The organism is Halosimplex halophilum (assembly GCF_004698125.1).
GTDB lineage: Archaea > Halobacteriota > Halobacteria > Halobacteriales > Haloarculaceae > Halosimplex > Halosimplex halophilum.
This window is the reverse complement of record NZ_SRHV01000005.1, coordinates 265,683-284,084: the sequence shown is the minus strand read 5'-3', so window position 1 is coordinate 284,084 and position 18,402 is coordinate 265,683. Positions and strand designations below refer to the sequence as shown.

At 71.9% G+C, this 18,402-nt stretch carries 19 protein-coding genes; 11 read left to right on the top strand and 8 right to left on the bottom strand.

Features of this window, described 5'->3' with window-relative positions; genetic code table 11:
- Positions 1-97: 97 nt before the first annotated feature.
- The 5 genes from E3328_RS17810 (at position 98) to E3328_RS17790 (ending at position 5,330) form a co-directional block, all read left to right on the top strand.
- A complete protein-coding gene (locus tag E3328_RS17810; RefSeq protein WP_135365985.1) occupies positions 98-1,699 on the top strand; it encodes a methyl-accepting chemotaxis protein in 1,602 nt (533 codons plus the stop codon).
- Positions 1,692-2,429, top strand: a complete 738-nt coding sequence (locus E3328_RS17805; RefSeq protein WP_135365984.1) for a bacteriorhodopsin — start codon at positions 1,692-1,694, stop codon at positions 2,427-2,429. Before E3328_RS17810 ends, E3328_RS17805 begins: the two co-directional genes overlap by 8 nt.
- Positions 2,430-2,511: 82 nt before the next feature.
- Positions 2,512-2,772 (top strand): DUF7123 family protein, encoded by a 261-nt coding sequence (locus E3328_RS17800; protein ID WP_135365983.1) that lies wholly within the window; start codon positions 2,512-2,514, stop codon positions 2,770-2,772.
- Between the two features lie 76 nt (positions 2,773-2,848).
- Positions 2,849-4,942, top strand: a complete 2,094-nt coding sequence (gene ligA / locus E3328_RS17795; RefSeq protein ID WP_135365982.1) for an NAD-dependent DNA ligase LigA — start codon at positions 2,849-2,851, stop codon at positions 4,940-4,942.
- Between the two features lie 73 nt (positions 4,943-5,015).
- Positions 5,016-5,330 (top strand): hypothetical protein, encoded by a 315-nt coding sequence (locus E3328_RS17790; protein ID WP_135365981.1) that lies wholly within the window; start codon positions 5,016-5,018, stop codon positions 5,328-5,330.
- A 110-nt stretch (positions 5,331-5,440) separates the two neighbouring features.
- Here the strand turns inward: E3328_RS17790 and E3328_RS17785 are convergent, their stop codons facing one another.
- From E3328_RS17785 to E3328_RS17770, 4 genes are all read right to left on the bottom strand, one after another.
- Positions 5,441-6,475: an ABC transporter permease subunit gene (locus E3328_RS17785; protein WP_135365980.1), complete on the bottom strand. Its 1,035-nt coding sequence runs from the start codon at positions 6,473-6,475 to the stop codon at positions 5,441-5,443.
- Positions 6,472-7,464 (bottom strand): ABC transporter ATP-binding protein, encoded by a 993-nt coding sequence (locus tag E3328_RS17780; RefSeq protein ID WP_246023050.1) that lies wholly within the window; start codon positions 7,462-7,464, stop codon positions 6,472-6,474. Before E3328_RS17780 ends, E3328_RS17785 begins: the two co-directional genes overlap by 4 nt.
- A 123-nt stretch (positions 7,465-7,587) precedes the next feature.
- On the bottom strand, positions 7,588-7,854 hold the full coding sequence (locus tag E3328_RS17775) for a DUF7967 family protein (protein ID WP_135365979.1): 267 nt from the start codon (positions 7,852-7,854) through the stop codon (positions 7,588-7,590).
- A gap of 138 nt (positions 7,855-7,992) precedes the next feature.
- Positions 7,993-8,667 carry a hypothetical protein gene (locus E3328_RS17770; protein ID WP_135365978.1) on the bottom strand — a complete coding sequence of 225 codons (675 nt, stop codon included), beginning with the start codon at positions 8,665-8,667 and terminating at the stop codon, positions 7,993-7,995.
- Between the two features lie 120 nt (positions 8,668-8,787).
- On the opposite strand from E3328_RS17770, the gene E3328_RS17765 reads away from it, so the two are divergent.
- The 6 genes from E3328_RS17765 (at position 8,788) to E3328_RS17745 (ending at position 14,648) form a co-directional block, all read left to right on the top strand.
- Entirely contained in the window at positions 8,788-9,639 is an 852-nt protein-coding gene (locus tag E3328_RS17765; protein ID WP_135365977.1) for a hypothetical protein, read from the top strand.
- Between the two features lie 78 nt (positions 9,640-9,717).
- Complete coding sequence (locus E3328_RS17760) at positions 9,718-11,607, top strand: excinuclease ABC subunit C (RefSeq protein ID WP_135365976.1); 1,890 nt, start codon at positions 9,718-9,720, stop codon at positions 11,605-11,607.
- 84 nt (positions 11,608-11,691) lie between these two features.
- Positions 11,692-12,150, top strand: coding sequence for a DUF5518 domain-containing protein (locus E3328_RS17755; RefSeq protein WP_135365975.1), 459 nt, complete (start codon positions 11,692-11,694; stop codon positions 12,148-12,150).
- A 134-nt stretch (positions 12,151-12,284) separates the two neighbouring features.
- Positions 12,285-12,434, top strand: a complete 150-nt coding sequence (locus tag E3328_RS22180; protein WP_167837455.1) for a hypothetical protein — start codon at positions 12,285-12,287, stop codon at positions 12,432-12,434.
- 79 nt (positions 12,435-12,513) lie between these two features.
- Positions 12,514-13,308, top strand: a complete 795-nt coding sequence (locus E3328_RS17750; protein WP_135365974.1) for a cobalt-precorrin-7 (C(5))-methyltransferase — start codon at positions 12,514-12,516, stop codon at positions 13,306-13,308.
- Entirely contained in the window at positions 13,305-14,648 is a 1,344-nt protein-coding gene (locus E3328_RS17745) for a cobyrinic acid a,c-diamide synthase (RefSeq protein WP_135365973.1), read from the top strand. Before E3328_RS17750 ends, E3328_RS17745 begins: the two co-directional genes overlap by 4 nt.
- Before the next feature lie 54 nt (positions 14,649-14,702).
- Here E3328_RS17745 and E3328_RS17740 read toward each other — a convergent pair whose 3' ends face one another.
- The 4 genes from E3328_RS17740 to E3328_RS17725 all read right to left on the bottom strand — a co-directional run bounded on the left by E3328_RS17740 (position 14,703) and on the right by E3328_RS17725 (position 18,396).
- On the bottom strand, positions 14,703-15,482 hold the full coding sequence (locus E3328_RS17740) for a hypothetical protein (RefSeq protein WP_135365972.1): 780 nt from the start codon (positions 15,480-15,482) through the stop codon (positions 14,703-14,705).
- A gap of 15 nt (positions 15,483-15,497) precedes the next feature.
- Positions 15,498-16,076, bottom strand: coding sequence for a hypothetical protein (locus E3328_RS17735; RefSeq protein WP_135365971.1), 579 nt, complete (start codon positions 16,074-16,076; stop codon positions 15,498-15,500).
- A gap of 100 nt (positions 16,077-16,176) precedes the next feature.
- Entirely contained in the window at positions 16,177-17,352 is a 1,176-nt protein-coding gene (locus E3328_RS17730) for a pentapeptide repeat-containing protein (protein WP_135365970.1), read from the bottom strand.
- A 192-nt stretch (positions 17,353-17,544) separates the two neighbouring features.
- Positions 17,545-18,396, bottom strand: a complete 852-nt coding sequence (locus E3328_RS17725) for an alpha/beta fold hydrolase (protein ID WP_135365969.1) — start codon at positions 18,394-18,396, stop codon at positions 17,545-17,547.
- Between the last annotated feature and the right edge of the window lie 6 nt (positions 18,397-18,402).

Here is an 18,402-nt window from a genome sequence, read left to right as displayed (position 1 = left end):
AGGCCTCAGAACATCCGGATCGTTCGTTCATTTGTTATCAAATTCTGTTCTCGGAGGATCACCGATAAGACGGCCGTCGAGAAATCCGACGGCAGTGATGGCTATCGCGACAGGAAAGGCGGTCTTCGAACACTACAGCCGGCGCATCGCCGCGTCGGTGGCGCTGACGGCGGCGGCGACGGTCGGACTCGGGGCGCTCTTTGCGGTGTACGTCGACGCCGCGCCCGAGGGCGGCGCGGGGCTGGCCGGCATCGCGGGGACGCTGTTCGTCGTCGTGTTGAACCTCGGACTGCTGGCGATCGTGCTGGGCGGGAACGCGGCGGTCGCGCTCCGGCGGCTGAACGGCGCCGCGGCGGCCGTCGAGGCGGGGGACCTCGACGCCTCGGCCGACGTCGACCGCGCCGACGAGTTCGGCCGGCTGGCCGACGCCTTCGACAGCATGCGCCGGTCGCTCGACGAGGCGTTCGACGAGTCCGAGCGGGCCCGCCGCGAGGCCGAACAGGCCCGGGAGGAGGCCGAAGCCGCGACCGAGCAGGCCGAGGCGTTCAACGAGGAGCTGCTCGACCACGCCGAGCGGATCGGCGACGCGATGACCGCGGCCGCCGAGGGCGACTTCACGCGCGACCTCGCGACGGACACCGAGGTCGACGCCGTCGACCGGATCGCCGTCGCCTACGACGAGATGGCCGCCGGCCTCTCCGGCACCGTCGAGGAGATCCGGACGTTCGCCGAGCGCGTCGAGGAATCGAGCGGCGCCGTCGCCGAGGAGGCCGCGGAGGTCCAGCGGCTCAACGAGCGGCTCGCCGAGGACATCCGCGAGCTGGCGACCGACCTGGAGGAGCAGGCCGAGCAGCTGGAGAGCGCTGTCGCGGAGGTCGACGACCTCTCCGCGACCATCGAGGAGGTCGCGGCCACGACCGACGAGATCGCCGACCAGGCCACCGAGGCCTCCGAGGTGGGCGCGACCGGGGCCGACCGCGCCGACGAGGCCATCGAGGCGATCCGGACCGTCGAGACGACGGTCGACGAGCTCGACCGGCTGGTCACCGAGCTCGACGACCGGATGGACGAGGTGGCGGCGACGACGGGGATCATCGACGACATCGCCGAGCAGACGAACATCCTCGCGCTGAACGCCAACATCGAGGCCTCCCACGCCGACGCGGGCGGCGACGGGTTCGCCGTCGTCGCCGACGAGGTGAAACAGCTCGCCGAGGAGACCCAGGACGCCATCGACGAGATCGAGGCCATCGTCGAGGGCGCGCGGGCCGACGTCGACGACGTGACCGACGAGATGGACCGGACGCGCGACCGGATCGGCGCGAGCGTCGACACGGTCACCGGCGTCGGCGAGACGCTCGACTCGCTGACCGACACCGTCGACGACGTCGACGCCGCGATGGGCGAGATCGCCCGCGCCACCGACGACGGCGCCGCCGCGACCGAGGAGGTGGCCGCGACCGTCGACTCCGTCGGCGAGGTCGCCCGCCGCGTCGCGGACCGCTCGCACGAGCTGGCCGACACCGCCGCCGAGACGGCGGGGACGATGGCCGACGTGCGCGAGCGCGCCGACGACCTCACCGCCCGGACGGACGCGCTGCTCGACCGCCTCGCCGAGTTCGAGACGCGGGGGGACGACCCGGCCGGCGACGGGCCGGCCCCGGCCGCGCGGCCGGTCGCGGGGGGCGACGATGATTGAGCTGTCGACGGTCTACGCGGTCGCCGCGGCCGTCTACGCCCTGGCCGCGGTCGGCCTGGTCGCCTGGTTGACCCGGATCCCCGAGCGGCGCCGGACGTACTGTTACCCCGCGGTGGCCGCCGTCGGCGTCTCGGCGGTGACGACCGCGCTGTCGCTGGTCGGCGTCGGCGTCGTCGCCGTCGGCGGGGGCTCGCTCGACCTCCCGAGCGTGCTGGACGACCTGATCGCCTACCCGCTGCTGTGGGGGGTCGCGGCGCTGCTCGCCAACGAGTCGCGCCGGACGGTCGGGGTCTTCGTGGCCGTCCCCGTGGTCCAGGTCGTCGCGTTCAACGCCGCCTCGGTCCTCGGCGGCGTCGTCGGCCTCGTCGGGATCGCGACCGTCGTCGCCGGCCACCTCCTGCTGGCGTACCTGCTGTTCGGCCCGGTCTGGGAGCGCGCCGGGCGACTCCCCGACCGCCAGCGGCTCCTCCACTGGAAGGCCCGGAACCTCCTCCTGTTCCTGATCGGGATGCTGATCGCCTACGCGGTCCTCGGCGTCGCGGGCGTCTTCGACACCTACGTCTCCGGCGTCCTCGGGGAGTACGTCGGCGCGCTGATCCGCGTCGGGTTCGCCGGCTTCCTGTTCGCCAACGTCGACGCGATCGACGTCGACGACGCCGGCGACGAACTGCTCGACGCCGTGCGACCGGAGATCGACCCCGACCGGCCGGACGCGGCCGGCGGCGACTGACCGGTCACGGTCGCCCGCGAACGCCCCGTTTTCGGCCGGAATACGGCGCATAACGATGTGCCTGCGCGCCGTCCGCCCGGCCATGCCCACGCCAGCCCGCCGGGACGGCTCTGTCGCGAGCCCCTCGCTGTCCGAGACGCAAGCGCGGCTCCTCTCGTACCTCCGCGACCGGGTCGACGGAACCGCCTACCTGAAGGCCAAGTACGTCGCCGAGGAGCTCGACCTCTCCAGCAAGGAGGTCGGGATCAACATGGGCATCCTCGCCGACCGGGCCGACGACGTGACGATCGAACAGTGGGGCCGCTCGTCCAGTACGACCTGGAAGGTCAGCGCCCGGGAGTGAGGACCCGGCGACCCGCGGTCGGCGGACCGGTCCGGCACCGAACCTGCAAAGAGGGTGCCGCCGCGAGAGTCGGGCAATGAGCGACGACGCGGCCGACCCGTCAGCCGACAACCCCTATCTCGCCGAGCCGCCGACCGACTTCGACCCGGTCGAGGACCTGTCGGAGTCCGACGCCGAGGCCCAGGCCGAGCACTTGCGCGAGGCGATCCGCTACCACGACCACCGCTACTACGTCGAGAACGACCCCGCTATCGACGACCGGACCTACGACGCCCTCTTCTCGCGGCTGCGCGACCTGGAGGAGGCGTTCGACCTGCAGACCGAGGACAGCCCCACCCAGCGGGTGGGCGGCGCACCCCGCGACGAACTCCCCGACGTGGAGCACGTCGCGCCGATGCGCTCCATCGACCAGGGCGGCGACGCCGAGGACGTGCGGGAGTTCGATCGGCGCGTCCGCGAGGGGCTCGACTCGGCCGACTGGGACGGGGAACTCGCGTACTACTGCGAGCCGAAGTTCGACGGCCTCTCCGTCGAGGTCGTCTACGAGGACGGGGTCTTCCGGCGGGCGGCCACGCGCGGGGACGGCGCGGTCGGCGACGACGTGACCGAGAACGTCCGCACCATCCCCAGCGTCCCACAGCGCCTGCGGGGCGACCACCCCGACTTCCTCGCGGTGCGGGGCGAGGTGTACATGCCCAAACCCGCCTTCCAGGCGTACAACCGCGAACTCGTCGAGCGGGGCGACGACCCCTTCGCCAACCCCCGCAACGCCGCCGCCGGGACGCTCCGCCAGCTGGATCCGTCCGTGACGGCGGAGCGCCCCCTCTCGGTGTTCTTCTTCGACGTGCTCGACGGTGCCGAGTTCGACACCCGCTGGGAGATGCACGAGACCCTCCCCGAGTGGGGGCTGCGCGTCTGCGAGAAGACCGAACTCGTCGACGACGTCGAGGCGGCCATCGACTACCGCGACGCCCGACTGGACGAACGGGACGACCTGGACTACGAGATCGACGGCGTCGTGATCTCGGTGAACGACACCGACGCCTGCGACGAACTGGGGACCACCTCGCGGGCGCCCCGCTGGGCGTTCGCCTACAAGTTCCCCGCCCGCAGCGAGCACACGACGGTCCGGGACGTGGTCGTCCAGGTCGGCCGGACCGGCCGGCTGACCCCCGTCGCGCTGCTGGACCCCGTCGAGGTCGGCGGCGTCACGGTCTCGCGGGCCTCCCTGCACAACCCCGCCGAGATCGAGCGCCTGGGCGTCGGCGTCGGCGACGAGGTGCGCGTCCGCCGCGCGGGCGACGTGATCCCCGAGGTCGCCGAGGTGACCGAGCCCGCGGGCGACGGCCACTTCGAGTTCCCCGAGGAGTGTCCCGTCTGCGGCAGCGCCGTCGAGCGCGACGGCCCGATGGCGTTCTGCTCGGGCGGCCTGGGCTGTCGCGCCCAGCGCGAGCGGTCGGTCCAGCACTACGCCTCCCGGAAGGGCCTCGATATCGAGGGCGTCGGCGAGGAGCGCGTCCAGCAGCTGCTCGACGCCGGCCTCGTCGACGACGTGGCCGACCTCTACGAGCTGACCGCCGACGACCTGACCGACCTGGAGGGGTGGGGCCAGACCAGTGCCGAGAACCTCCTCGCGGAACTCGACGACGCCCGCGAACCGCCGCTGGCCGACTTCCTCACCGCCATCGGCATCCCCGAAGTGGGCGAGACCGTCGCGGCGTCGCTCGCCCGCCACTTCGGCACGTTCGAGGCGGTCCGCGAAGCCTCCGAGGACGACCTGCAAGCCGTCGAGGACGTGGGGCCGACCGTCGCCGCGGAGATCCGGGACTTCTTCGACAGCGAGGCCAACCGGGACGTGCTCGACCGCCTGCTCGCCCACGTCGACCCCCAGGAGGCCGAAACTTCGACCGGCGACGCCCTCGACGGACTGACCTTCGTCTTCACCGGCTCGCTGGACGGCTACACCCGCAGCGAGGCCCAGGAGCTGGTCGAACGGGCCGGCGGGTCGGCGACCAGTAGCGTGTCGAGCAACACGGACTATCTGGTCCTCGGGGAGAACCCCGGTCAGACCAAGCGGGACGACGCCGCCGAGCACGGGGTTGAGACGCTGGACGGCGTCGAGGCGTTCGAGGCGAAACTGCGGGAGTACGGCGTCGAGACGACGGCGTGACGCCGGCGTCGCGATCGGGATCGCGGACCGACCGCCGGAGAAAGCTTATACGTGTCGGTAGGTGTGAAAGAGCATGGACGGAGACGGCGACGACGGCCCGAACCGCGGCAGGGGGGAGATGAACAGCTTCGAGACAGGGGGTGCGGACGGAAACATCGACATTGGTGCGGGGGGAGACCCCGACGAGGACGCCGCGACCGGGACCCTGCGGTCGATGGGCTACATCGACGGCGAAAGCGAAGTGGGCGGGGGCGGCAGTACCGGGGCGGATTCCGGCGACTCGGTCCTCCAGACGGTCGCCATCCTCGCGATAGTCGCCGTTCTCGCGCTCTCCGTCGGGTACGTCCTCCTGGAGATCGTCCTGGGGATCTTCGGCGTGACGCTGTAGCACGCCCGTATCCGGAGTCTCACCCCGGGCGGGAGCCTATCGGTTTCTCGTCGTACGGGAGAGCTGCCCGGGCGGGTCCGAACGAAAACTGGATCCGAACGGGGAACGCCTCAGAGGTCCACGCGGTCGAAGGTGTAGTAGCTGATCGCGGCGGCCAGCCCGATCCAGACGAGGAAGCTCGCGAAGACGGCGGGGTCCGAGAAGTACAGGGGGACGCCGGAGCCGCCCGCCTCGCAGACGGTCTGGTTGCCGAACATGCTCTGGCGGACCGAGGGGTTCCCGTTCAGCACGTCGCCGCAGATGGTCGCCATGGTCTCCTGGCCCTGCTGGAACATGTTGTAGCGGGCGGTCATCGCGGCGCCCGCGCCCTCGCCCAGCATCGAGTTCGTGAGCGTCTTGTACGCCTGGGTCGGACTCAGCAGCTTGACGAACAGGACGATCTGCCAGCGCAGCGCTCCCTCGATGCCGGCGTAGTCGGCGAGCACGTCGCCCAGCGAGTTCGCGAGCGCGTTCCAGCCGAACGAGAGGTAGAAGTAGACGATCCCGGCGCCGGCCAGCGACCGGAGGTTCGTCGACATCGCCCCCGAGATGGAGACGACGAACGCGGTGAAGACCAGGGTGAACGCGACGGTGAACAGGACGAACCACGCGAACACGTCGAACTTGAAGGTAAACTGCGAGAGCGCGAAGAAGAGGCCGGTGAGTCCGAGCGCCGCCAGCAGCGGGACGCCGACGACGGCGCTCCGGCCGACGACCTTCCCGACGATCACGTCCCGGCGGGAGAACGGCAGCGACAGGAGCACCTTCAGCGACCCGCTGGTGCGTTCGTCGGAGACCGCCGCGTAGCCCGCGAAGATGACGACGATCGGGACCAGCAGCGTGACGATGTTCAGGTACGACGAGGAGATGAAGTACTGCATCCCGATGTCCTGTGCGCCCGGGCTGATGTCCTCGTTGAACAGCAGCACCTGCGCGCCGGGGATCAGGAAGAGGGCGGTGAAGAGGAAGGAGAGGACCCACAGCCCCTTCGAGCGGATGGCGTCGCGGAACTCCTTCTTCGCGACGGGGTACCAGTCGAAGGCGTCCCGGAGCGCGCCGTCGAGGCCGCTCCCGCCCGCGTCGCCGGACGCGGTGTCGGTGCTCATCGCCCGTCACCCCCGTCCGCCGCGGCGTCGCCGTCCGCCGCACCGTCGTCGCTCCCGTCGGCGGTCGCCTCGGGTGCGGGCCCCTCGTCGGTGTAGGCGGCGAAGAGGTCCTCTAGCGACGCCTCCTCGGTCTCGAAGTCGTCGACCGCGACGCCGGCGTCCTCGATAGCCGTCAGGACCGCCATCTTCGCGTCGCTGTCGACGGACACGACGAGGTCGTCGCCCTCGACGGTCGCGCCCTCGACCGCGTCGACCCCGCGGGCGGCGTCGGCGGCGGCCTCCAGGTCCGCGGGGTCGACGCTGACGACCAGCCGCGTCCCGGTGTCGGTCGCCTCGCGCAGCCCCTCGACGGTGTCGACGGCGACCACCGCGCCGTCCTGCAGGATGGCGACGCGGTCGCAGACCGACTCGACCTGCCCGAGGATGTGGCTGGAGAAGAAGACGGTCGCGCCGCGCTCGTTCTCCTCGCGGACGATCTGGCGCATCAGGCGCGCGCCGTTGGGGTCCAGACCGCTGGAGGGCTCGTCGAGGATCAGCAGGTCCGGCTGGCCCACCAGCGCCATCCCGAGTGCGAGCCGCTGGGCCATCCCCCGGGAGTAGCCCTCGACCTTGCGGTCCAGGTCCTCGCTGTCGAGACCGACCCGCTCGGCGATGGCCTCGGGGTCGGGGTCGGCCCGTTTGGCCTCGGCGACGAACTCGATGTGGTGGCGCCCGGTCAGCCGGTCGTAGAGGTCGTAGCCCTCCGGGAGCACCCCCAGTCGCTCCCGGACGGCCTCCGACTCCTCGCGGGCGTCGAGGCCGAGGACCTCGGCCGAGCCGGCGGTCGGTCGGACGAAATCGAGGAGGATGTCGATCGTCGTCGTCTTGCCGGCGCCGTTGGGCCCCAGGAACCCGAAGACTTCCCCGTCCTCGACGGTCATGTCGACCCCCCGCAAGGCGGTGACGTCGTCGAACCGCTTGGTCACGCCGTCGAGTTCGATGGCTGGCATGGCCGGGCCTTCCTCCCCCTCCGATTTAGGTTTTCATACACGCTCCTCGGGCTCGCGGCCGCCCGCGAGCCGGCTCGCGCGGCCCGGCCAGCGGCGGCGACCGCGCCGTCCCCCGCGGCCGGGTCAGACCTCGTCGTCGGGGTCGTGTTTCTCGGCCATCGACTGGGCCTGGGTCGCGTAGCGCTCCCGCTCGTCGGGATCGGGCGTCGGTTCGAGCTTCTCGGGGTCGACGTCGACCGCCGCCGTCGTCGGCTTGCGCGACAGCAGCTGGAAGGACAGCTGCTTGGTGAGCTGGCGCTGCCCGTCCGGCGTCGCGTACACCAGCGTAACGAGGTTCTCGTCGCGGGAGATCCGGTCGACCAGCCAGCACCTGACCGTGTCGTCGCTCATGTCCCCCACTGGAGCGCGCGCGGGTTTGTACCCAGCGGATCGGGCAGTGGACGCGACCGCCACATCCCGGTCAGCCCGGTCGACTCCCCCGGCGTCCGCCACGGTGGCCGGCCGACACACTCGATGTCCGCCGCGGCGTCAGGTCCACGAGCGCCGACGATACCAGGCCGGCGTCGTCCGCTCGGCGCGCTCGCGGCGCGCGATCGCCACGCCGACGGCGTGCTCGACCAGCAGCGCGGCGACCAGCACGGCGAACCCGGCCGTCCCGGGCGCGACCCCGACGCCCGCGGCGATGTCGGCGAGCGGGCCGGCGCTCGCGAGCCCCGTCTCCAGGGCGAGCCAGGCGGTCGCCCCGCCGGCGGTGACGAGGCTGTAGCCGACGGTCCGCACGTCGAACAGCCGCGATCCCAGCGGCGCCCCGCGCAGCGCGTCGACCTCGGCGGTGTGCTGTACGGCGAGCGCGACGGCGAAGGCGACGCCGCCGACGAACAGGCCGCGCGCGCCGCCGAGCGCGGCGACGACGGCCAGCCAGCCCGTCCAGAGCGCCGCCTCGCTGAGGCTGACCGCGAGCGTCCGCCCGAGCGGGAACCCGACCGCGGGCCCGTTGACCGTCAGGTCGACCAGGAAGTGACCGACGAGCAGCGCGGCGGCGAGCGCGACGACGCCGACGGCCGCCTCGCGCGACCAGGGGCTCGCACCGGCGAGCAGCGCCAGCCACACCGACAGCGCGGCCGCCTCGACGGCGGTGACGCCGGCGACCAGCGCCCATCGACAGGCCGCCGCCACCGGACCGGAGCGGAGGGCGTCGAACATGCGTCGCGCTCGCGCGGTCTCGCACGTAGTAATGCCGTGCCTGTCGGTCGGAAACCCGCGCTTATCAGCCGAGATACTCCGGGCCACAGTTTCAAGACCGAGCGGGCGACACGGGGAGGTATGTCCCGACTCCGCGGGTTACTCGGCGGCCTCGGGGGGACGGGTGGCCGCCGGTGGGCCGGGTCGGCCGAGGACCTGCTGTACGACGGGGAGACGGTCCGCGAGCGAGTCGACCTCGCCGACGGCAACCGCGTCGTCGTCACCACCCACCGCTTGCTCGCGTTCACACCCGACGGCGACGGGGAGAACTACCGCGCGGTCGAGTTACCGAACGTCGCGGACGTGCGCGCCGGCCACGAGGGGGACGCCGCCCTCGTCGGGCTGGGCGTCCGGCTCGGCGCCTACGGCGCCGTCCTGCTGGCGGTCGGGGTGTTCGTCGACTTCGGATCGTTCGTCCCGACCGACGCCTTCGCCGGCGCGGGCGCCGGCCGGCTCGGGATGGGCGGGCTGCTCGCGACCCTCCAGCGGTTCCTCTCGCTGCTCGCGGACGCCGACGAGTTCGCCCGACTGGTCGGCTCCGCCCTCGTGCTGTTCGCCGTCTTCGTCGCCGGCGTCTACCTGCTCACCCGCGACCGCGTGCTGGAGGTCGCCGTCGCCGGCGACGGCGACCCGATCCGCGTGCCGGCCGACGACGACGCGCTCGACGGCGCGGTCGCCGACCTGGAGGCCGTCCTGTTCGGCGCCGGAGCGTCCGGGGTCGGCGCCGCGGAGGACGCCGGCGTCCGGGAGGCGCCCCCCGGCGATGGGGATCCGCTGGCCGACGGCGCGGGTCCGCTCGCCGGCGACGCCGGATCCCCGGCTCCGGACGCCGACGCCGAAGTCGACCGCGCCGTCGGCGAGACGGGCCAGACCGACCGCTCCGAGGCGGTCGACGAGGTGATGGGGACCGGCGACGACGAACCGACCGAGTGACCGGTCCCGGGGCGACGGCGGCCGGCGACCGACCCGCGGACGCAGGGTTCAAATCCGCCGAGTCGCTACCGACTGGCGATGGATCCCGACGCGGTCCGGGACCGGGCCGGCGACCTGCCGGCCGAGCCGGGCGTCTACCAGTTCCTCGCCCGGGAGTCCCGCGGCCGGAGCGCGAGCGGCGGCGACGCCGGTAGCGGTGACTCCGGCGACGGCTCGGCGGGCGCCGTCCCGACGGGAACCGGACCCGTCGAGGGCGACACCGACCTCGCCGAGACAGACTCCTACGAGCGAGTGCTCTACGTCGGGAAGGCCGTCGACCTGCGCGACCGGGTGCGCTCGTACGCCGACCCGCGCAGCGAGCGCATCCGGCGGATGGTCGCCGAGGCCGAGTCCGTCGAGGTGGCGGTCACCGACACGGAGACCCAGGCCCTGCTGCTGGAGGCGAACCTCATCAAGCGCCACCGGCCCCGGTACAACGTCCGGCTGAAAGACGACAAGTCCTACCCGCTGGTCCAGCTGACCGACCACGAGTTCCCCCGGGTCGAGATCACACGCGACCCCGACCCCGGCGCGACCGTCTTCGGCCCGTTCACCGACAAGGGCCGCCTGGAGACGGTCGTCAAGGCCGTCCGCGAGACCTACGGCCTGCGTGGATGTTCGGACCACAAGTTCGAAAACCGCGACCGTCCCTGTCTCGACCACGACATCGGCCTCTGTTCGGCGCCCTGCGTCCCCGAGACGGACGTGGACCGCGAGGCCTACGTGGGCGACGCGGAGGCGGTCGAGCGGTTCTTCGAGGGCGAGACGGGGGCGCTCGCGGACCCGATCCGCCGGGAGATGGAAGCGGCGGCGGGCGACCAGCACTTCGAGCGGGCGGCGAACCTCCGGGACCGGCTGGACGCCGTCGAGGCGATCCACGGTGAGGCCGGCGACGCCGTCGCCAGCGAGGGCCGCCACGAGGACGCCGAGCGCGAGCGGGCGGTCGACGTGCTCGGCGTCGCCGTCGAGGGCGAGCGGGCGACCGTCGCGCGGCTCCACAGCGAGGACGGCAAGCTGGTCGACCGCGAGCGCCACACCCTCGACGCGCCCGAGGGCGAGCGGGCGGGCGCGGTGCTGGCCGCCTTCATCGCGCAGTTCTACGCCGAGCGCGAGCTGCCCGACGCCGTCCTCTGCTCGGACCACCCGGACGACGCCGACCTGGAGACGTGGCTCGAACGGGAGGGCGTCGCGCTGCGGGTGCCGGGCGCCGGCCGCGAGGCGACGCTGGTCGACCTGGCGCTGAAAAACGCCCGACGGCGCGACCGCCGCGACGACGAGGGTCGGGCGCTGGCCGACGCGCTCGGCCTCGACTCGCGGGTCGAACGGATCGAGGGGTTCGACGTGAGCCACGCCCAGGGGAAGTCGGCGGTGGGCAGCGACGTGACCTTCGTCGACGGCGAGCCCGAGAAGTCCGACTACCGCCGGAAGAAACTCGACGACGAGAACGACGACTACGCGAACATGCGGTCGCTGGTGCGGTGGCGCGCGGACCGCGCCGTCTCCGGCCGCGACGAGCGGCCCGACCCCGACCTGCTGCTGATCGACGGCGGCGAGGGGCAACTCGGCGCCGCGCGGGACGCCCTCGACGCCGCCGGCTGGGACGTGCCCGCGGTCGCGCTCGCGAAGGACGAGGAGCTCGTGGTGACGCCGACGGGCGTCTACGACTGGCCCGACGACGCCGGCCACCTGCACCTCCTCCAGCGCGCCCGCGACGAGGCCCACCGCTTCGCCGTCCAGTACCACCAGACCCTGCGGGACGACGTGTCGACGGTGCTCGACGACATCGACGGGATCGGCCCCGAGACGCGCAAGCGACTCCTCCGGCGGTTCGGCAGCGTCGAGAACGTCCGGTCGGCCTCCCGCGAGGAGCTGGAGACCGTCGACGGCGTGGGCGCCAGGACCGCCGCGACGCTCGCCGAGCGGCTGTGACCGTCGACCGGGGGGATCCGGTCCGGTCCCGCCGGGCGACGCGTGATTTATTACGCCCCGAGCGGTACTGTCAATCGAACGACGATGTCCCGAGCTGGTCCCGGTTCAGGTCCCCTCCCCGGTTCGATCCCGCGGGCCTGGCAGTACGCCCTCGTCGGCGGCGCGGTGTCGATGCCGCTCACGCTCGCCGCCTACTGGAGTTCCGGGGCGAACGACCACTTCTCGTTCAACATGGTCGTCGTCGGCGGCCTGATCGCCGGCTTCCTCGCCCGCCGGTACTCGGCCGACGTGAGCGCCGCGAGTCTCAGGGCCGGCGTGATCGGCGGCCTCGCCGGCTACGTCTGGATCGCCCCGACCATACTGGCCAGCGCGAGCAGCTTCGCCGACGCGTGGTCGTCCCCGCCCGCGAAAGCGCTGCTGTTCGTCGTCTTCAGCGCCGTCGTCCTCGGTGCTGCGGCGATCCCGGGTCTCTTCGGGGGCCTCGTCGGCGCCTGGCTCTGCAGGAAGACCGGACAGGAACGGGCGGTCGCGGCGAGCGGCTGATCCGGAGATGGCGTCCGGCGGCCGAACGCGTCCGTGGTAGCCGCGCCCGCTGCGGCGGCCCGTATCGGCCGGTAAGCTCGCGCTATCCTCGAAACCAGCGGGTAACTATCGGCGCGGGTGGCGAGCGACCGCCCATGGCGTACCGAACGACCATCGGGTGGTCGCTCATCACGTCCGGCGTCGTCACGCTCCTGCTCGAATACCTCCCGTACCCGTCCGTCTACTGGGGGATCGGCCTGCTCGTTCTCGGGGTCCTGGTCTTCGTGACGCGGCGGATCTACTGACCGCTCCGGCGGACCAACCGGCGCGCCGCCGGGCGCGTCCGGAACAGTCAACGGGCCGCCCCCCGTGGGACCCGACATCGTGACCGACGCACCTTCCGACGACGACCGCCCGCCGGAGGCCGTCGCCGCCGCGGCGCCCGAACGACCCGTCGCCGACGCCGACTCAGCGGACACCGCCGACCCCGTCTACGCCGTCGGGATCGGGCCCGGGAACCCCGAGTACCTCACCCCGCGCGGCGAGCGGGCGATCCGCGAGGCCGACGCAGTGGTCGGCTTCGAGACGGTCGTCGACCACGTCCGCGACCGGATCGACGGGGAAGTCCTCGCCTGCGGGTACGACGACCAGGGCGAGACCCTGGCGGCCTTCGGCGACCGGGTCGCCGACGGCGCCGCGGGGACCGCGGTGCTCATGGGCGACCCGAACTTCTCGGGCTATCAGTTCCTCGGCCGCGTCGAGCGGGCCGTCGGCCGTCCGGTCCGGGTGATCCCGGGCATCTCCTCGCTCCAGCTGGCGGCGAGTCGCGCCCGGACGCCGATGGAGAGGTCGACGTTCGTCACGCTGCACAAGCGGGGCGAGCTGACCGCCGACCGCGAGCGCCTGCGGGCCGACGCCGGCGACCGCCACCTGCTCGTCCTCCCGCGACCGTACGACCTGATGCCGGGCGACATCGCCGCCGACCTGCTCGACGCTGGCGCGAGCGAGTCGCTGACCGCGCTGGTCTACGAGCGGCTCACCCACGACGACGAGGTGACGACCCGGACCACGCTCGGCGAGCTGGCGACCCACGCCGGCGGGGACGGCCCCGACGGGACGCCCTTTTCGGACCTGTCGGTGCTGGTCGTGCGGGCCGATACCCGGGGGGCGAGGCCGTGAATGGATTCGTCCTCGCCGGGACGAGCTCCGGCGTCGGGAAGACGGTCGCGACGCTCGCGACGATCCACGCGCTGGAGCGCGAGGGCCTCGACGTGCAATCCGCCAAGGCCGGCCCGGACTTCATCGACCCGAGCCACCACGAGCGGGTCGCCGGTCGCCCCTCGCGGACGCTCGACCGCTGGCTCCAGGGCGAAGCGGGCCTCCGGCGCAACTACCGCCGCGGCGAGGGGGACCTCTGCGTCGTCGAGGGCGTCATGGGCCTCTACGACGGCGACGCGTCATCGACGGCGATGGTCGCCGAGACGCTCGACCTCCCGGTCGTCCTCGTCGTCGACGCGAAGGCCGGCATGGAGAGCGTCGCGGCCACGGCGCTGGGCTTCCGGGAGTACGCCGCCCGCGCCGGCCGCGACATCGACGTGGCGGGCGTGGTCGCCCAGCGCGCCCACGGCGGCCGCCACGCCGAGGGGATCCGCGAGGCGCTGCCCGACGAACTCGACTACTTCGGGCGGATCGCGCCCGACGACGACCTCGAAATTCCGGAGCGGCACCTCGGCCTCCACATGGGCGAGGAGTCGCCGCTCGACGACAGGGCGCTGGACGCCGCCGCGGACCACCTCCGCGTCGACCGCCTGCGCGAGGTGGCCCGGGAACCGACCGAACCCGAATCCGGGGCCGCGGTCGACCGGCCGACCGGCGCGGCGGCGCAGGCGGAGTCGACGGCGGACGACGGCGACCGCCCCCGCGTCGCCGTCGCGCGCGACGACGCCTTCCGGTTCGTCTACCCGGCGACGCTCGAACGGATCCGCGACCGGGGGGAACTCGTCCCGTTCGCGCCCGCCGACGGCGAGGACCTGCCGGCGTGCGACGGCGTCTACCTCCCCGGCGGCTACCCCGAGAACCACGCCGCCGACCTGGCGGCGGGGCCGGCCCTGGACACGCTGGCCGACCGCGCCGCCGACGGCCTCCCGGCCTTCGGCGAGTGCGGCGGGCTGATGGCCCTCTCCGAGTCGCTGACGACGATCGACGGGGAGACGTACGAGATGGCCGGCGTCCTCCCGGCCGACGTGACGATGCACGACCGGTATCAGGCGCTCGACCACGTGGAACTGCGCGCCCGCGAGGACACGCTCACCGCCGGGGCGGGCGAGCACCGGCGCGGCCACGAGTTCCACTACTCCTCGGCCGACCCCGCGGGGGACGCCCGGTTCGCGTTCGACGTGAAACGGGGAGACGGCATCGCCGACGGCCGCGACGGCCTCACCGAGTACCGGACGCTCGGCACCTACTGCCACTGCCACCCCGAGAGCGGCGCTATCGACGCGTTTCTCGACGTGCTGTGACTAGTCCGCTGCGCGCTCGCGACGGTATTGGCCGGTCCGGGGTGTCCTCTCCGGTCACGGCGCTGTCGTGTCTCCGTCCATCGAAACCAGTTCGGGATACGCAAGCGGCGACATATCCAGTCCGACGAGGAGCGAGCGGAGGTCGTCAGCGTATCGGTCGTGCAGTCGGGCGTACGGCGAAACGTCGAACGCGCCCACGTCGGGGTGGACGAAGACGTGACGCTCTTCGCGAGACGCGAATGAAGCCGGCCACAGTTCGACCCCTTCGTCTCCCTCGACGAGCGAGTGACCGGGCGTCTCGACCGACAGCTCGTCTCCGCGCGTGGCGGACCACCCCCTGTTGTCCGCTTGGTCCTCTTCCAGACGATATACGCCGATGGCACAGTGGCCTGCAGTATCTTCAGGGACGGGTGCGAGCGCACGTCCGTACTTGACCGGTAGCTGACGCTCGCTGTCGTCCGGCGACGGCGACTCCCGCCGGTGGCTCTCGATCCACGAGACGAATGTCATTCCGGGATCCGCGCGCTCGGCCGCCCTGCCACCTCTCGTCGTCGACGCCGGCGTTCCGGACCCCGGGAATCCCTCGACGCCGCCGTTCGTGATCGTCAACCGCAGGTCCACGAACACCCGTAGAGCGGACGCGACCGAGGCCGACACCTCGGTCGAAGACTCGCGGTCGGGATCGTATCCGACGAGCCCGAACAGGTCGAACAGTCGCTCCGTGAGGTCGAGTTCCGTCCGATCGTTCGGAACGACACCGGGCCGGACCGACAGCGAGCGCTCGGCGTTCGGCTCGTGGTCGGTCAGGAGCGCCGTCGCCTCCCGGAGGCCCACGTACGTCCGGCGGTATCACGGAGCTATCGATTCGCCGTCGGCGACCGCGCCCACCGGAGCGAGCAACATCCCCCCCGTGAGCGTCGGCATCGACAGGGCGTCGGCCCCGTCGTCGAGCATCTTCGCGACGAGTGGCACCACGCCGCGCACGGCCGGATCCGACAGGTCGCCGACGAGCAGATTGAGGTGGCCCGGAGAGCGCGTCCACTCGGCGTCCGGTGTCGCGCCGTCCGTCATCGTCGACTCGATACGCTCGAACAGCGGGAGGAAGTTCGCGCGGGAGTCGAGACGGCGACGGACGAGCGGCGCCGGACCCGGGCCGTCCGTCGCCGTCGCCTTCACCGAGTCCGCGTACGGCGGCGTGGAGTCGGCCTCGGACCCTCCGGAGTCCGGAGCATCGAGCCGGCAGAACTGGAAATGGTCCGTCCTCGAGTCGGCCGTTTCCGCCGTGTCCACGCAGATGAACCGAGCCGTGACCTGGTCGTCATCGCTCGACTCCTCGGCGAACCGCTCCAGGGCGCGTACACCCCGTTCGCCGACACCCACGGCCGTGAGAGAGGCCACTTGATGATGGGGCCTGCGTCCGTTCGGCATAGGGACACGTGGCGGAGTCGGATCATCAAGGTACCGTTGTCAGCAGGTCCGCGGCGGTCTGTCGAGGGAACGCCCCGTGACCTTCGACACCCCCGAGGGCTCACCGCGTTTCGGAGAACGTCGCGTCAGCCGTCTCGACCGCCGATAGATCCGTGCCGTCGAGTGTTGCATCCGTCAGGTCGGCGCCCCGGAGCGACGGACGCCGCTTCGTCCCCTGGCTGTCGTATCCGGCGGCGAACGTCACGTCGGCGAGCGTCGCTTCGCGGAGCGTCGCGCGCCGAAGGAGCGTACTCGTACAGTCCGCCCCCCGGAGGTTCGCCCCGGTCAGGTCGGCCTCGATGAGCGATGCGTGGGTAAGATCGGCACCAGTCAGCGTCGCGCCAGCGAGGTCCGCCCCCTGTAGTGTCGCCCCCGAGAGGTCGACCCCGGACAGGTCGGCACCGGACAGGTCCGCACCGCGGAGGGCGGAGTCGTGGAAGTCGACATCGGCCGCATCGACACCCGATAAGTTCGATTTCGGCAGATACGCCCGCGACCAATCGCCATCTGCGAGAATGGCATCCCGGAAGTCGGCTCGCTTGGCCACGGTCCGTTCAGCCGTCGCGCCGCTGAAGTCGGCCCGAACGCCCGCCGCGCCCGTGAGCGTCGCTCCCCTCAAGTCGACATCCGGTGCCGAGGCGTCTTCGAAGGAGGCCCAAGACAGGACCGCGTCCGACAGGTCGCTCTCGCTGAGATCGGCTCCGGAGAAGTCACACGAACGAAAATTGGCCCCGGAGAGATCGCTCCCGGTGAGCGTCGTCGTCCCGAAGTCACAGCCCAGGGCGCTTCCCGAGAGTGTCGCGTCCGTGAGATCGGCACCCGAACAGTCCGTGTAGAACCATCTCACATCATCGAACGTTCGATTTGACAGGTCCATCCCGCTGAGAATATCTCCGCGACTGTAGTCGGCATCGTCTCGTATCGCGGCCGCCACCTGATCGACGACGAACCCGACGACATCCTCCCGTCGCGCCGTCGCTCGCTCTTCGAGCGTTCTCCGCTCCGCCCGACCCGCTTCGAGGATAGCTTCCCGTTTGGCCTCGATCTCCGTGCGGGCCTCGGCGAGTCGCTCCTCGCTCCGGCGTTCGGCCCGCTGGCGGATCTCCGCCCGGATTCTGTCCGCCCGATCCGAGGCCGCTTCGAGCATCTCCTCGCGGTCGGCCTCGGCGTCCTCAAGGATTCGCTCCGCTTCGGTCTCCGCTTCCCGTATCCGTTCGATGGTCTCCGGTCGTGGCACGGATACAGACTGTTTTCGAGCGGTCACATTTGAAGCGTTCGGCAACCCAAAAGACAGACGACAGCCGGGCGTCGACCGCGTATCGCCGACTCACCATCAATCCGTATCGCGATATGTGATTTATTCCTGGTTGCCCGCGAACGTGCCGGAAACTGTAGCAGTGCGAGCGAGAGGGCCGATCTCGAGGAACGGCTACGGTGAGACAAATCCCGAAATCAGGTCCACCACGGCGCCCGGACGTTCGCGGGGCGCCCAGTGGGCGCAGTCGTCCAGCAGTCGGAACTCCCCCTCGGGGATGCGGGCGGCCGCGCGCTCGCTCCAGCGGTGGGGGAACACCTCGTCGTGTTCGCCGTGGAGCAGCAGCGTCGGGACCCCGAGGCCGCCCAGCCGGTCGGAGAAGTCCGTGCGGTAGCCGTCGGGTCCCACCTCCGCCGCGCGAAAACTCCGGAAGGCCTTCCCGACGCCCGGGCGCTTGACCTCTTCCCAGACGGCGTCGACCGCGTCGGCCGAGAGGTCGTCCGTGTCGTGGACGATGTTCCCGAGGCTGGCCTCCGTGAACCCGCGACTGCGCCGCATGAGTGCGATCGCGAGCTTGTTCGTCAGCCCCTGTTTCGCGAGCAGGCGAGTCAGGTGGCCGTTGGCGAGTTCCCGGCCGAGCCCGTAGCTGTCGAGCAGGACGAGCCGGTCGACCCGTTCGGGCGCGCGGAGCGCGACTCCCAGCGCCGCGCCGCCGCCCATCGAGATGCCGGCGACCGCGGGGTCGTCGAGGCCGACCGTCTCGACGAACGCCGCGACCACGTCGACGTGGGTGGAAAGCGAGTAGGTCACGTCGGGCTTGGCGCTGCGGCCGTAGCCCAGCAGATCCGGCGCCACCACCCGGTACTCGCGGGCGAGCGGTTCGACGACGGCGCCCCAGCTCACCCCCGCGGCGTCGATGATCCCACCGTGCAGCAACACCAGCGGCGGGTCCGCCGGGTCGCCGGCAGTCAGGAAGTGGATCCGGTGGCCGTCGACGACGGCCGTCTCGTGGCGCCGCTCGACCATACCGGC

Coding starts and splice junctions, on each gene's coding strand:
- E3328_RS17810 (WP_135365985.1), top strand. CDS start 98: ATGGCTATCGCGACAGGAAAGGCGGTCTTCGAACACTACAGCCGGCGC.
- E3328_RS17805 (WP_135365984.1), top strand. CDS start 1,692: ATGATTGAGCTGTCGACGGTCTACGCGGTCGCCGCGGCCGTCTACGCC.
- E3328_RS17800 (WP_135365983.1), top strand. CDS start 2,512: ATGCCCACGCCAGCCCGCCGGGACGGCTCTGTCGCGAGCCCCTCGCTG.
- ligA (WP_135365982.1), top strand. CDS start 2,849: ATGAGCGACGACGCGGCCGACCCGTCAGCCGACAACCCCTATCTCGCC.
- E3328_RS17790 (WP_135365981.1), top strand. CDS start 5,016: ATGGACGGAGACGGCGACGACGGCCCGAACCGCGGCAGGGGGGAGATG.
- E3328_RS17785 (WP_135365980.1), bottom strand. CDS start 6,475: ATGAGCACCGACACCGCGTCCGGCGACGCGGGCGGGAGCGGCCTCGAC.
- E3328_RS17780 (WP_246023050.1), bottom strand. CDS start 7,464: ATGCCAGCCATCGAACTCGACGGCGTGACCAAGCGGTTCGACGACGTC.
- E3328_RS17775 (WP_135365979.1), bottom strand. CDS start 7,854: ATGAGCGACGACACGGTCAGGTGCTGGCTGGTCGACCGGATCTCCCGC.
- E3328_RS17770 (WP_135365978.1), bottom strand. CDS start 8,667: ATGTTCGACGCCCTCCGCTCCGGTCCGGTGGCGGCGGCCTGTCGATGG.
- E3328_RS17765 (WP_135365977.1), top strand. CDS start 8,788: ATGTCCCGACTCCGCGGGTTACTCGGCGGCCTCGGGGGGACGGGTGGC.
- E3328_RS17760 (WP_135365976.1), top strand. CDS start 9,718: ATGGATCCCGACGCGGTCCGGGACCGGGCCGGCGACCTGCCGGCCGAG.
- E3328_RS17755 (WP_135365975.1), top strand. CDS start 11,692: ATGTCCCGAGCTGGTCCCGGTTCAGGTCCCCTCCCCGGTTCGATCCCG.
- E3328_RS22180 (WP_167837455.1), top strand. CDS start 12,285: ATGGCGTACCGAACGACCATCGGGTGGTCGCTCATCACGTCCGGCGTC.
- E3328_RS17735 (WP_135365971.1), bottom strand. CDS start 16,076: ATGCCGAACGGACGCAGGCCCCATCATCAAGTGGCCTCTCTCACGGCC.
- E3328_RS17725 (WP_135365969.1), bottom strand. CDS start 18,396: ATGGTCGAGCGGCGCCACGAGACGGCCGTCGTCGACGGCCACCGGATC.